Below are 14427 nucleotides of genomic sequence, written 5' to 3' on the forward strand. Positions count from 1 at the left end.
AATCATCCATCCTGGGAAGAAACGAAATCATTAGCCTGGAGCATCCTTCGCAACTCCAGCACTGCACTGTCGGGCGTGGTCAATACGGGCAGACCAGATCGAGCCTGTGCCAGCCCGGCGGCGCTCGTCATCGAAAACTGGGCGAAACAGATCAGATCGCAGGCCTCGACCCGACCGGCCATTTCTGCGATGGCGGTATCGTGACCTTGTTTGTCGCCTTCACTCAGCCTCTGCATCGCACCGGAAACAAAATACGGCACCACCTCCAGCACGCGACCACGACGCTCAGCCACTTGCTTGAACTCGGCGACTATCGAAGGGATGGTCGGCTCGAACGTCGCCAGCACAGCAATACGCGATGCTTGCGTGATTGCCTGGTTGATCATGGCTTCGTTCGGCTTGAGTACCGGAATGGCAATCTCAGGCTTGCACAGGTCTATGGCATCGCCAAAAGCCGAGCAAGTGAAGAGAATGGCGTCCGCGGCGCTTTGTACTGCGTAATGTGACAGTGCCAGAAAGCGCGCCTTCATACTCGAGGTTAGTGCCCCCTCCTCCACTCGATCTCGGGATAACGAGTCTTCAAGCAGATTGACGATCTGTGCCTGCGGCCATTGACTGGCAAAAGCTACCGTGACGGGATCGATCGCCAATGCGGTCGCGTGGATCAGAAAAATGCGCGGAGCCTTCATGCTCATATGCCTCGACAAGGTTGTTCGACAAGTCCGCCAGCGCTCTTTGTGCAGATACCCTCGTCCTCCTCGTGTGGTATTTTCCCACTCCAGTCCGATGGGGGCCTCTGCCCCAACGGGAACGGACTGAAGTTAACCATTCGAGAGAGAGCCTGTGATCAAGAAAGACCTCGCCCTGCAGTTGGCTCCACGCGTCATCGACATGGTGCGAGCCAGGTCGATGAAAGCCGGTGAGCCGTTGCGCGAGCAGACGTTTGCGCAAGCGCTTGGGGTGTCCCGTTCGCCTGTCCGGCGCGCTTTTGCCTTGCTCGCTGAATGGGACCTTGCCATCCAGGAACCCAATCGTGGCTACTTCCTGAAAAAAGATGCAGGGCAGATTCAGGAGGCAGCATTCCCTCTCGCCAGCGATCCCTTCGAAGAGTTTTACCTTCGTGTGGTCGACGACATTCTTGGCGGAGAAATACCTGCCGACTTTTTTGAAGCGCAACTGCTGCGCCGTTACGAAGTACCCCGAGGACAGTTGCTCAAGGTACTGAACAGGCTGGCCAGCGAAGCCATGGTAGAGCGCAAGCCGGGGCAAGGATGGAGTCTCAAAGACTTCGTGCATAACGCCCAGGCACACATCCAAAGCTACCGTTTTCGGATGGCCATCGAACCGGCCGCCCTGCTTGAGCCCGGTTATCAGATCAATCACGCCGCATTTGCCCAAGCCCGGCAACAGCAACTGGCCATGCTCGACGGGGATATCCATACCTTGTCCCGGGCCCAACTGTTCGAGGTGGGCGCCCAGTTTCACGAACTGATCGTGCAGTGCTCCGGCAATGTCTTTTTCATTGATGCCATACGCCAGCAAAATCAGCTCAGACGCTTCATGAGCTACAAGGCCAACGTCGATCGCACTCGTCTTATGGCGCAATGCCAGGAACACATCCATTTGCTCGACCTCATCGAGTCTGACCGGCGTGAAGAAGCTGCGCAATTTCTCTGGAGACACCTGGACGACGTAGGCCGACTCAAGACCCGGCAGGACGTCATGCCAAAAGATGAAGGGCTATAGAGCGCGTCACCCACTCCCTGGTACTGATCAAAGCTTCATCTGAGTGCTCTACAACCATTCGCGAAGCAGCTTATCAGATTGTCTCTCCTCGGCACATAATACAAAAACCATCTAATCCGTACGGAATAGTTAATTTTTTCGTCGGATATTGTATTTCGTTACAATAATGAGCAATCATGCGCGCCGCTCGGAAGGAGCCATATCGAATCACACAGGGATGATCGCAATGAACGAAGGGACGTTGGGTAGAGGAGCGGGAGTCTCGAACCTTCTGTTCGGGGCGTACAACATATTGGTTGCCCTGCTTGGAGCGACGCTGGCCTACAAAGGCGGTGTCCTGGTGGCGGCGGGCGGATCGCCCTATTACGCCATGATGGGGACCACCCTGCTGCTCTCGGCCATCCTCATCGGCCTGAAACATTCCCTCGGCCTCTACCTTTATGGCGCAGCCTCTCTGGCCACCTACGCCTGGGCGATCTGGGAGTCTGGATACGACGGCTGGGCTTTCATTCCACGCCTGGCCTGGCTGGCCGCTCTGAGCATTCCGTTTCTGGCATTCTGGCCTTTGGTGCGTCGTGACTTTACCAATGCCAAACGAAGTCATTACTTCATCATTATGGGTGGGCTGCCGCTGCTCATGGGGGGCACAATCCTGGTCCCCCTGTTCTTCCCGACAACCGTTCACCTCGCCGACTCGACGCTCGCCACAACACGCACTGGACAACCCTTCAGCCGCAGTACGGTGACTTCTCCGGACGGCAATATTGCCGCGTCACACAACGAGACCAACTGGACTGCCTATGCAGGTTCCAACTTGGGCAATCACTATTCCGCCGCATCACAAATCACGCCTTCGAATGTGCCGGGCCTGGTGAAAGTCTGGGAATACCACCACGGCGACGTGAAGCAAGCCGGTGAAAAAACCAAGTACTTGAACGAGGCCACGCCGATCAAGGTCGGTAACTCGCTTTATACCTGCACGCCAAAGCAAATCATCATTTCCTTGAATGCCACCACCGGAAAGGAGAACTGGCGGTTCGACTCCAAAGTTGACCCGGACTACTTCGCCAATGGCGGCGCCTACTGCCGTGGAGTCTCCTATTTTGAAGTACCCAATGCCAGTGGCCTATGCGCCTCGCGCATCATCTGGGGCACCAACGATATTCGCCTCGGCGCGGTAGACGCCCTGACTGGCCAAGCGTGCCCCGGCTTCGGCAACGCAGGTTTTGCGGATTTGAAAGACGGGTTAGGCACCTTCAGAAAAGGCTCGACGGGTATCACTTCTGCCCCCATCGTCATTCGCGGGGTCGTCATCACCGGAGGCCGAGTCCTTGACTCAGATGTGCGCCCGGCCCCTTCGGGGGTGGTTCGTGCCTACGATGCAGTGACCGGCAAACAGAAATGGGCCTGGGACCTGGGCCGCCCAGACACCAATACCCCCGCTCGCCACGACGAAACCTACACGCTTAGCACGCCCAACTCCTGGGCACCGCTTTCCGCCGACGATGAACTCGGGTTGGTGTATGTCACCACCGGCAACGCAGCTGGCGACTTCTACGGCGGTACCCGCACGGAACAGGAGGACAAGTTCAGCTCTTCCCTGGTTGCACTCGATGCAGCGACAGGTAAGGTCAAATGGCATTTCCAGACCGTTCACCATGATCTATGGGACTACGACCTGAGCCCACAACCCAGCCTGATTGATTTCCCAACCGCCACAGGGTCACGCCCGGCCGTTATCCAAGCCACCAAGTCCGGCCAGTTGTTCGTGCTTGACCGCGCCACCGGCGAACCACTGGTGGATGTCGTGCAATCGCCTGTGCCACAGGGAACCGCCCCCGGAGACTACACCGCTGCCACCCAGCCACTTTCGCCGGATATGCCGAGCACCATGGGGCGCCCATCGAAAACCCCGGAAGTACTCACCGAGGCCAAAGCCTGGGGCCTGACCCCTTTCGATCAGATGCAATGTCGCCTCGAATTTCGCCAGGCACGCTATGAAGGGATCTTCACCCCGCCGGTCGTAGGCCAACAAAGCCTGATTTTCCCCGGTCATCACGGCGGCTTGAACTGGGGAGGTGTGATGGTCGATCTTCAGCGAGGCCTGCTGATCATCAATAACCAGCGCCTCCCTTATATGCAGGGACTGGTTCCTCGCGAACAACTCGATGCAATCAATGCCAAGTCGTTCCAGGAATCGCCGGGCAACAGCCAAGGCTTCCGCGTCCAGGCCGGGCTGCCTTATGGCGCCATCAAGGATCCGTGGATGTCCTCCCTTGACCAGCCTTGCATTGCGCCACCCTGGGGTTTCATTGCTGGCATCGACCTGCGCACACGCGACGTCGTCTGGAGCCGACCATTCGGTACCGGATATGACAGCGGGCCTTGGGGAATCGCCTCCCGGATGCGCTTCGAAATCGGTACACCGAGTGATGCAACGGGCGTGACGACCGCCGGCGGCGTGACGTTCATCGGCGCCACCCTCGATCGTTTCATGCGTGCTTACAACAGCGAAAGTGGCGAACTGCTGTGGGAAGAACGCCTCCCTGCAGGTAATCAGGCCTCACCCTTGACCTACATGAGTCAAGGCCGACAGTACGTCGTGGCCGTGGTTGGCGGTCATGATCGGATTCCAACCAAGCTGGGTGACAGCATTATTGCTTGGGCCCTGCCCGAGAAGTAAGTCGCGTTTTGTCTGAGAAGGCTTGCCATGACAGTGTCGGACGCTAGAAACATATAAATGTTTCTAGCGCTGGGACCGACGAAGAAAATGAGTCATGGCAGTCTCTCGGTTTATTTAAATGGCGATAACTACCCGTACAGACTAATGAGTCTTCTCGACAACATGGCCCGCCTTTAATCGCCGGGACGTGACTGGGTGGACGATTGAATATGTTCAGGAGGGAAACGTGCATCGGGCCGAAAACCAGTCAGCGCAACGATGCAGCCATTTGGATAATGCACTGACTTTCCGCCATAAAGAGTAAAGGGGTTACGAACTACCGTAACCCTTACTCACGCATCAATCAGACTTTATTTATCAGCCTCGACGCCCCCTTCAACAGGAGCGGAAACCTTATCGTGTTGAAAAAGATATACGCCTGACAACCAAGCGACATCCACCGATGTAAAAGCTCGACATGGCCAAGTGCCTAAAGCAGGCAATGACTGAACCCAGCCTGCAACACCTGTTTGTCTCGGAACACTTATAGGTGCTTGTGCAAGGACAAGTTGCTTTGCAAAAAAACCACCGCATCTAGATGCACGCTTAACCTTTAAAAACTGGACAGGAATTAATAATGCTCGGAATCTCTGATGGCTTGTATATGTTGGTGGGCGTCAGTTTTATCACGTCATTCATGACTGCCGCCATTGGTGTTGGTGGTGGTATTGGATTGCTTGCAGTGATGCCTCAATTCATCCCCATATCTGCGGTAGTGCCGGTTCACGGTTTGATTCAAATGGTCAGCAATGGCAGCAGATTTGCCTTTGATTACAAGAGCGCAAAAATAGAAATCCTGCCTAGATATGTCATTGGCTGCCTTGTCGGTGCCTTCATAGGTTATTTTTTTATCGGGAAATTCCCCGAGCAATATCTATCACTGATCCTTGGCCTCTTTATTCTGGCCATTACCTGGACGAAGATCGTCTCGCGCTTGGGGTTTGTATTTAAGAACTTTGCAATCGTGGGCTTCTTTCAAACGTTCCTTTCACTCTTCGTGGCAGTGACCGGTCTGATATCACAGCCGATCCTGATGAAGATGAACATCAATAAGAATGAAGTGATCGTCACCCACGCCATGCAAATGAGTGTGCTCCACGGCTTGAAAGTGGCGGCCTTCGTTATTGCCGGTTTTGCGTTCATGGATTACGCAAATCTCATCATCATCATGATTAGCGCATCCACGTTTGGATCGTATTTGGGTGGTTTTCTCAGAGACCGTATATCGCAGCGTGTAGGCGCCATGCTTTTAAAAGCAGGGGTGACGTTTTTTGGTTTGAAAATGGTCTTCGATCATTTTTTTCAGTGACATGCAAAAGCTTTCCCATCAAGACAAGGAGTGTGAAATGACTGCAAGCAAAAAGTTTGATTTTTTTGACACCAAAGGAATCGCCCTTTTTCTTAAAGAAAATGGATATTGCGTGATCAAGCCTCAAGACCACTCTGTGGAAGCCTTTAGAGAGATGGCGGGTAAGTTTGGACTGATTCAGTTCCATACGAAATCGGATGAACATGGTGTGGTCGGCGGTGGCGAGCCGATAAACAAAGACTGGCAAACTTTCAAGGACGATTACCACGGTGAGCTGTCGAGCGATTTCTTCCCGCATACCGACGGATCTTTTCTGAACGGGATGGTTTATGTTGATGGCCGGGCAACAAAAGTCACCCCACCCAAATTCGTCATCCTCCAGTGCATTTCCAAGCCTGAGTTTGGCGGAGATAACTTCCTGGTGGATGGGCAGAAAATTTACAATGACCTGCTTGCCAATCAGGCTGACACACTGAAGATATTGATGGCCCGCGGCAGTGTTGCCTACTGCCGGGACGATTTACTCTCCATAGATTGCGCAGTATTCGAACAGGTCACTACCGACACATTAAGAATCCGCTACAGGTATGACAGCACCGCCTTCATTCCTGAATGGGCCAATGCTGCCTTTAACTACATCCAGAACCACTACTCCACCAACGAGAACTACATCACCAATATCAGCCTTGAACCGGGGGACATTCTGGTCATGGACAACCTGAGAGTTCTGCATGCCCGCCATAAATTCGTGGATGGCACCATGAAAAGAAAAGTAAGACGCCTTTGGATTGCTGACGACTCAAATACCACCTACAAAAACATATTGGATCAGTCACCCGTGCGCAGAGCCATGTTGCCTTTTCAGAAATACAACATTGCCCAGCATGAAAATACCGATCATTCATTTATCGAATACACGTGCGGCATTCATTACCATTCGAACAAGAGCGTATTAACGAGCCATAAAAATCCCGAGATGATGGCCGAGCAACACTAATCTGCAGGAAAGAAGCCGATGTCCACGTCAATGACGAACGACGACGCTAACCGCTAAAACGCATAGCAACCGCGACAGCTTTTCAGCTGTCGCGGTTCTATAGCAAACCTTCCATGTCAACGATAGAACATGAACACGTTCAACGATTAAAACCAGGTTTCCATCTGTATACCGTATTGCCACACCCCTCCCGCCTGGAAGTCGGACATGCCAAAGGCGTCGTTAGTACTGAACCTGTCCAGATCCGAAGACCAGTTCATGTAGCTGGCGAACACTCGCAATTCCGGACGCGTGAGTAGATCGCCAACGTCCAGTTTGAATGTCGGGGCGACAGTGAATTTCCAGAAGTTACCATCGACCGCATTACGTTGTAGATAGCCCTTGGGGTCGAGGTTCATGGTTTGCCAGCTCATTTCGTAGGCCATTTCGAAGTTGCTGTTGATTGTGTTGGCCAGGCGCACGTTCAAGGTCAGCCAGCGGTAGTCGTCACCTTTGACGTATCGATCCTTGCTCTGTTCGGCCAGCAAGCTGGGGCCGATGCGCCAGTCAGAGGTCAGCGGGGTCTCACCGTAAAGCGCCAGACGCAGCGCGCGGGCCTCGTCGATCAGTTCACCATCCGAGCCAACGTTCTTGACCTCTGCCCCCAGGCCTTGCCCATAGAGCAGCGCCGTTTTAAAGAACCCTTCCCTGCCGAAAAAGGTTTTCTGGTGATTGGCCAGCATGCTGTGCAAACCGCTATCCGCAGGCGTCAAACCGGCTTTATTGGTGCGGGTGCCGACATCGTTTTTCTTGGCGCCGATGGCGTTGTACATCCACTGCCACTGGCCATCCTCGAAGAACTGGTTGGAGGTCAGGATGTAGCTTTCCACATCGGCATTAATGCCGCCCTGACTGAAATCCCCGTAGCTACGCCCAATCAACGAGTAATTCGAACGCCAGTGCTGGTTCATCTGCACATCGTAAATTCCACCGCCGGTGCCGGCCAGGTAGACGACGTCCGAGTCCAGCCAGTGGATGTCGAAATTATCTCTATCGAACCGCTTGCCTGCCCACAGCGTAGCTTTCTCGAAGACTGAATTGCCTTTGAACGCAGCGACATGATCGAGCGTGGCGAACACTTGGCGTACGTTGAGGTTGCTTTCGTCGGCCGTCCAGTCATTGGAGCTTTCCACACCGTCAGCGATGGAAACCGTGAATTTGGAGCGGGTGCCGTTTTGCGCATAGATCTCTTTCGACAGGTCGATACGCATGTAGGTGTCGTCTTCATTACCGAGTCGCCCGACTGCACCACCCACCGCGCCGGCCGGCGTTGTATACGGGCCGCCACGGCCGCCACCCAGCCCCTCGTCGACCAGCAATCCGGAACGCGCATAGCCGTTGAAGCTGAACCCATCGGTGAGGTTCCCGGTACTGCCCTCCTTGTCCAGGCTTTGCTGACGGGCTTCGAGTTTTGCCAGTCGGGTATCCAGAGCAGGCGCCGAAATCGCTGTTGCGTTAGACGCGGCGGGTTGTAAGGGCGGCGTCGCGAGTTTGATCTGCTGCAATTCCCGGGCAAGTACTTGGGTCTGCTGTTCGGCCGTGGCTGCACGTTTTTCCGCTGCGCTGGCACGGGCTTCAAGTGCGGCCATGCGCTCCTCCAGTGTTGCGGCCTGAGCGGTCGCCGCGGATGTGCCGAGCACACCTGCCAGTAGCCAGCCTGTTGCTTTGTGCATATGAAATCCCTGTTTTGTTTTTATTGTTGGTTGACGCAAACCGCCGTTTTTTCCTTGCGTTGCGAGTTGTCGCAATCGACGAAAAAAAGGGTGCCTCATCGCAAATACGCTGCTACATTTGGCGATGTTAACGTTAACTTTTCTAAAAACAAAAATAAAGGACGCTCGATGAAACACCTGAAATCGCTCCTGCCCGTAGCATTGATCACCCTGTCTGCCGCACTGCCATCCGTCTCGAGCGCAACCGATCTGACGATCTCGTGCGGTGCGGTGGGGGCGGAATTGCAACTGTGCAAGGAGGCCGTCGAGACATGGTCGAAACAGACTGGCAACAACGTCGAGGTGGTCTCCACGCCTAACTCGGCAACCGAGAGGTTGTCGTTCTACCAGCAGATCCTCAGTGCGCAGTCCACCGACATCGACATCATTCAAATCGACATGGTCTGGCCGGGGATGCTGGCCAAACACCTGATGGATCTGCGTGAGGTGCTTCCCGCCAACGCGACCCAAGGCTACTTTCAGGCCCAGGTCGATAACGCCACGGTCAACGGACGGCTGGTGACGATGCCGTGGTTCACCGACTCGGGTCTGCTGTATTACCGCAAAGACTTGCTTGAGCAATACAACAAGCAGGTTCCCCAGACGTGGGAGGAAATGACCGCTACCGCCAAGGATGTGCAACAGGCTGAACGCAACGCCGGGAACGCCAATCTCTGGGGTTACATCTTTCAGGGACGTGCCTACGAGGGGTTGACGTGTAATGCGCTGGAGTGGATCAGCAGCCAACCGCAAGGCGAACTGATCAATCAACGCGGCGACATCGTGGTCAACAGTCAGGCCTCAAGAGCGGCGTTGACCCTGGCGAAAAGCTGGGTCGGAGACATCTCTCCGCGTGGCGTGCTCAATTACACCGAGGAAGAAGGACGTGGCGTATTCCAGTCCGGCAATGCGCTGTTCATGCGCAACTGGCCTTATGTCTGGGCCTTGGTGCAAGGCCAGGACAGTGCCGTAAAGGACAAGGTTGGCGTCGCTCCCCTGCCCCGCGGCGGCGAGACCGGCGAGCATGCCTCCACACTCGGTGGCTGGGGCCTGGCGGTCTCGCGTTACAGCGCGCATCCCAAGCTTGCCGCCGAGCTGGTGAGCTACCTGAGCAGTGCCCAAGAGCAAAAACGTCGAGCGCTGAAAGGCGGCTATAACCCGGTGATCGAGTCGCTGTATCAAGATCCCCAGTTGCTCGCGGCCATGCCTTATTACGCTCAGCTCCACAGCATTCTCAACGCTGGGGTCATGCGCCCCGCCGCCATCACCGCCGACCGTTATCCACGGCTCTCCAATGCCTTCTTCGATCGGGTGCATGGCGTGCTGGCGGGCGAGTTGCCCGTCGATCAGGCGCTGGCCGAACTGGAAAGCGAACTCACGCGTATCAAACGCCAGAACTGGTAAGCCGCAAGGAAGGAAATCTCCATGTCTGTCTCTACTGCCCATGCCCCGTTTGAAGAGCTTCTGCTCACGAGGGAAACGCCTGTACAACGTCGCCGGGTGCGCGCTGCCTGGCTGTTTTTGACGCCGATGCTGGTCTGCCTGGCCCTGGTGGCAGCCTGGCCGCTGCTGCGCACATTCTGGTTCAGCCTGACCGACGCCAGCCTGGCGGACACCGGTGGCGCAACCTTCATCGGCTTGAGCAATTATCTATTGCGCAGCGGTTCCGGCTGGTCGGGCATCCTCGTCGATCCACAGTGGTGGAATGCGGTGCGCAACACGCTGTATTTCACGGTGGTCTCGGTGGGGCTGGAAGTCGTCCTGGGGCTGTTGGTGGCGTTGCTGCTGAACATCAAGTTCACCGGCCGTTCTCTGGTGCGAGCGTTGATTCTGATTCCGTGGGCGATTCCGACGATTGTCTCGGCGAAGATCTGGTCATGGATGCTCAACGACCAGTTCGGCATCATCAATCACCTGATGCTCAGCCTCGGCCTGATTGACGCACCTTTGGCCTGGACGGCAGATGCGGACCTGTCGATGTGGGCGGTGATCATCGTTGACGTCTGGAAGACTGTGCCCTTTGTCACGTTGCTGATGCTCGCTGCCTTGCAGATGTTGCCAAGCGATTGCTACGAAGCGGCCAGGGTCGATGGCATTCATCCGCTGAAGGTGTTCTGGCGTGTCACGCTGCCACTGTTGATGCCTGCACTGCTGGTGGCGGCGATCTTCCGCATCCTCGATTCGCTGCGGGTATTCGACGTCATCTATGTGCTGACCTCGAACTCGTCGAGCACCATGAGCATGTCGGTGTATGCCCGCCAGCACCTGGTGGAGTTCCAGGACGTCGGGTACGGCAGCGCGGCGTCGACGTTGTTGTTTCTGGTGGTCGCGGTGATCGCCATGCTTTATCTCTACCTCGGACGCCGTCAACTGGAGGTCCGCGCATGAGCCCGCGCCTGCTGAAAAAAACACTGTTGCGACTCGGGTTCTGGTGCCTGATCGGGGTTTTGCTGCTGTACGCGGTTTTCCCGTTCTACTACGCCATCGTGACCTCGCTGAAGCCCTCCAGCGCCTTGTTCGAGGTGAGCTACTGGATCGAACATCCCGACTTCTCCAATTACGCGGCGGTACTCCACCAGGCCTCATTCCTGCGAGCGATTGGCAATTCGCTGGTGGTTGCGCTGTGCGTGGTCACACTGGCGCTGTTCCTCAGCCTGACCGCTGCCTATGCCTTGGGCCGGGTGAAATTCCGTGGACGTGGCACGGTGTTGATGATGGTGCTTGGCGTGTCGATGTTTCCCCAGGTTGCGGTGCTGTCAGGGCTGTTCGAAGTGATCCGCGCCTTGGGTCTGTACAACACGTCCTGGGCGTTGATCCTCAGCTACACGATTTTCACCCTACCGTTCACCGTCTGGGTGCTGACCACCTTCATGGGACAACTGCCCCATGAACTGGAGGAAGCGGCAATCATGGATGGTGCTTCACCTTGGGTGACGCTGACCCGCGTGCTGTTGCCGTTGCTCTGGCCTGCACTGGTCACCACCGGTTTGTTGGCTTTCATCGCGGCGTGGAACGAGTTCCTGTTTGCCCTGACGTTCACCCTCACCGACAGCCAACGCACCGTGCCGGTTGCCATCGCCTTGATTTCCGGCGGCAGCCCCCATGAGTTGCCTTGGGGCTTGTTGATGGCTGCCTCGGTGCTGGTCACCGTCCCACTGGTGATTCTGGTGCTGATCTTCCAGCGCCGAATCGTTTCCGGTCTCACTGCCGGCGCATTAAAGGGTTGATGCCCAATAAAGACAAGGAACAGCATCGTGATCAAATTGAAACTGGACAACGTCAACAAACAACTGGGCGGCGCGCGGATTCTTCGCGACATCAACCTGGAAATCGCTGCGGGTGAATTCGTGGTGTTCGTCGGTCCGTCGGGCTGCGGAAAGTCAACCCTGCTGCGCCTGATCGCCGGACTGGATTCGATCTGCGCCGGTGATCTGCTGATCGACGGGCGGCGGGTCAACGACCTGGAACCGCGCGAACGTGGCGTCGGCATGGTGTTTCAGTCCTATGCGCTGTACCCACACATGAGCGTCTACGACAACATCAGTTTTGGTCTCAAACTGGCCAAGACTGAAAAGAGCAGCCTGCGCGAGCGGGTGTTGAAAACTGCGCAAATCCTGCAATTGGACAAACTGTTGCAACGCAAGCCAAAGGAACTGTCTGGGGGGCAGCGTCAGCGCGTGGCCATGGGCAGGGCCATGGCGCGGGAACCGGACATTTTGTTGTTCGATGAGCCGCTTTCCAATCTGGATGCGTCCTTGCGGGTACAGATGCGCAACGAAATCGCCCGGCTGCATGCCCGACTGCGTTCAACCATGATCTACGTCACCCACGATCAGGTGGAAGCGATGACCCTGGCTGACAAAATTGTTGTGCTCAATGGCGGTCACGTCGAGCAGGTCGGCTCACCGCGCGAACTCTATGAAAACCCGGCGAGCCGTTTTGTCGCCGGTTTTCTCGGTTCGCCGAGAATGAATTTCCTGCCGGCCCGTTTGCATGCGCCGGGCGAAACCAGCCTGGTTGAGGCTGCCGTTTTGGGGATGACCGCCCTGCCCTTCGACAGCTCGAACCTGGCGGCGGACGCCTCGCTGAGCCTGGGCGTCCGCCCGGAACACCTGTCGCTCAAAGCGGCGCCAGGAACCGCTGGCGTCGTCGTGACCGGGGTCGAATACCTGGGCAGTGAAACCTATGTTCACCTGGATACAGGTCAAGACGAGCCATTGATCTGTCGTTGTGAAGTCAACGCCGGATGGCAGACAGGCGATCGGGTCGAACTGCAACTGGACATCGACAAGATCCATCTGTTCGACACTGACGGCACGGCATTGAAGCGCCAACCACAAGCCATTGAATCCGTGGCGGATGACCTCTCTCCGCGCTCAATCCGAGCACATGCCCTATGACCGTGTCTTTGAATACCCCGAGCGATCCCATGTCTTCGACCCTTGACCTTGCGCAGCGCGCACTGGCTGACAGCCAGTCTCGCGTCATCGAGGATTATCGACCCGGTTATCATATTGCCCCTCCGGCAGGCTGGATGAACGACCCTAACGGGGTGGTGTACTTTCGTGGCGAGTACCACGTGTTCTATCAGCATCACCCCTTCGACGCGAAATGGGGCCCGATGTATTGGGGCCACGCCAAGAGTGCCGATCTGGTGCATTGGCAGCACCTGCCCATTGCGCTGGCACCCGGCGATGACTGCGACCGGGACGGCTGTTTTTCCGGTAGCGCGGTGGTGTGTGGCGATACCCTGGCCCTGATCTACACCGGGCACACCTGGCTGGGGGAAGCGGGTGACGAGCGCTTCATCCGTCAAGTGCAGTGCCTGGCGACCAGTACCGATGGCATCCGCTTCGTCAAACACGGCGCGGTGATCGACAGCGCACCGCAAGACACCATCATGCACTTCCGTGACCCCAAGGTCTGGCAGGCGGATGACTATTGGTACCTGATTGCCGGCGCACGTCTGGGCGATCTGCCGCTGCTGCCGCTGTACCGTTCCACGGATCTGCACGCCTGGGAGTTCCTGAACTATGTGTCTGGCGGCAGGGAGGGCGATGGTTATATGTGGGAGTGCCCGGATCTGTTCCGACTGAACGGACGCGATGTGCTGCTGTACTCCCCTCAAGGCATGCCATCCCAAGGTTACGAACGGCTCAACAAGTACCAGACCGGTTACCGCGTGGGTCGACTGGACAACGAATGGAATTTCACTGGCGGGCCTTTTATCGAGCTGGATAACGGCCACGATTTCTATGCCGCGCAGACGCTATTGGCCGCCGATGGTCGACGCCTCCTATGGGCATGGCTGGACATGTGGGAAAGCCCGATGCCGAGCCAGGCCCATCACTGGTGCGGCATGCTCGGACTGCCCCGCGAACTTGAGCTGTGCGCCGATCGCCTTTGCGTGTATCCGGCACGGGAGCTCAGCGCGCTGCGAATGACGCTATTACCGGGTACGCCGTGGTGGGGCGAGTCGGGAGCCCGCTGGGTGCCGCAAGTAAACGGCGACATGCTCGAAATCCATGTGCATCTGGATCTGCTCGGCTGCACTGACGGCCAGTTGGGCGTCGCCTTGCGGTGCAGCGACGATGGCCGTGAAGAAACCCTGCTCTACTATGATCCGTCACTGCAGCGCCTGGTGCTCGACCGCAGCCGCGCGGGTACACAAGTCACAGGCCAGCGCAGTGTTGCGATAGATCCGACACAAGAGCGACTGGAACTGCGCGTGTTTCTCGACCGCTCATCCATCGAGGTGTTCGACGAAAACGGTCGCTTCAGCCTCAGCAGTCGTCTCTATCCGCGCTCCGACAGTCTGGGCGTGAAGCTGGTGGCAAGCGGGAGTGGCGGGCGTGTCTCGATTCCCCGGGCATGGCCGCTCGGTTCTGGATGGTCATGAGCG

At 56.6% G+C, this 14427-nt stretch carries 11 protein-coding genes; 9 read left to right on the forward strand and 2 right to left on the reverse strand.

The genetic code is table 11. The features are described from left to right. Nucleotides 1-2: 2 nt before the first annotated feature. Nucleotides 3-689 (reverse strand): aspartate/glutamate racemase family protein, encoded by a 687-nt coding sequence (locus QZR14_RS01770; protein ID WP_250605117.1) that lies wholly within the window; start codon nt 687-689, stop codon nt 3-5. 154 nt (nt 690-843) lie between these two features. On the opposite strand from QZR14_RS01770, the gene QZR14_RS01775 reads away from it, so the two are divergent. The 4 genes from QZR14_RS01775 to QZR14_RS01790 all read left to right on the forward strand — a co-directional run bounded on the left by QZR14_RS01775 (nt 844) and on the right by QZR14_RS01790 (nt 6774). After that, nucleotides 844-1746, forward strand: coding sequence for a GntR family transcriptional regulator (locus tag QZR14_RS01775; RefSeq protein WP_250605116.1), 903 nt, complete (start codon nt 844-846; stop codon nt 1744-1746). A gap of 226 nt (nt 1747-1972) precedes the next feature. Then, on the forward strand, nt 1973-4429 hold the full coding sequence (locus tag QZR14_RS01780; protein WP_311995733.1) for a membrane-bound PQQ-dependent dehydrogenase, glucose/quinate/shikimate family: 2457 nt from the start codon (nt 1973-1975) through the stop codon (nt 4427-4429). A 616-nt stretch (nt 4430-5045) separates the two neighbouring features. Then, nucleotides 5046-5777, forward strand: coding sequence for a TSUP family transporter (locus QZR14_RS01785; RefSeq protein ID WP_311995734.1), 732 nt, complete (start codon nt 5046-5048; stop codon nt 5775-5777). A 37-nt stretch (nt 5778-5814) separates the two neighbouring features. Next, the gene (locus QZR14_RS01790; RefSeq protein WP_311995735.1) at nt 5815-6774 is read left to right on the forward strand and encodes a TauD/TfdA family dioxygenase; all 960 of its coding nucleotides are present in this window, start codon (nt 5815-5817) and stop codon (nt 6772-6774) included. A gap of 146 nt (nt 6775-6920) precedes the next feature. Here the strand turns inward: QZR14_RS01790 and QZR14_RS01795 are convergent, their stop codons facing one another. After that, nucleotides 6921-8486: a carbohydrate porin gene (locus tag QZR14_RS01795; RefSeq protein ID WP_311995736.1), complete on the reverse strand. Its 1566-nt coding sequence runs from the start codon at nt 8484-8486 to the stop codon at nt 6921-6923. 168 nt (nt 8487-8654) lie between these two features. Here QZR14_RS01795 and QZR14_RS01800 point away from each other — a divergent pair, with 168 nt between their 5' ends. From QZR14_RS01800 to QZR14_RS01820, 5 genes are read left to right on the forward strand one after another with little or no spacing between them, the layout of a single operon-like run. Beyond that, nucleotides 8655-9929, forward strand: coding sequence for an ABC transporter substrate-binding protein (locus QZR14_RS01800; RefSeq protein ID WP_311995737.1), 1275 nt, complete (start codon nt 8655-8657; stop codon nt 9927-9929). A gap of 21 nt (nt 9930-9950) precedes the next feature. Next, nucleotides 9951-10913, forward strand: a complete 963-nt coding sequence (locus QZR14_RS01805; protein ID WP_250605110.1) for a carbohydrate ABC transporter permease — start codon at nt 9951-9953, stop codon at nt 10911-10913. Next, nucleotides 10910-11752, forward strand: a complete 843-nt coding sequence (locus QZR14_RS01810) for a carbohydrate ABC transporter permease (RefSeq protein WP_311995738.1) — start codon at nt 10910-10912, stop codon at nt 11750-11752. The genes QZR14_RS01805 and QZR14_RS01810 overlap by 4 nt, the downstream gene beginning before the upstream one ends. A 27-nt stretch (nt 11753-11779) precedes the next feature. Then, nucleotides 11780-12925 carry an ABC transporter ATP-binding protein gene (locus tag QZR14_RS01815; RefSeq protein WP_311995739.1) on the forward strand — a complete coding sequence of 382 codons (1146 nt, stop codon included), beginning with the start codon at nt 11780-11782 and terminating at the stop codon, nt 12923-12925. Then, a complete protein-coding gene (locus tag QZR14_RS01820; RefSeq protein WP_311995740.1) occupies nt 12922-14424 on the forward strand; it encodes a glycoside hydrolase family 32 protein in 1503 nt (500 codons plus the stop codon). The genes QZR14_RS01815 and QZR14_RS01820 overlap by 4 nt, the downstream gene beginning before the upstream one ends. The last annotated feature ends 3 nt before the right edge of the window (nt 14425-14427 follow it).

This window comes from Pseudomonas sp. rhizo66 (genome assembly GCF_031931925.1).
Taxonomy (GTDB): domain Bacteria; phylum Pseudomonadota; class Gammaproteobacteria; order Pseudomonadales; family Pseudomonadaceae; genus Aquipseudomonas.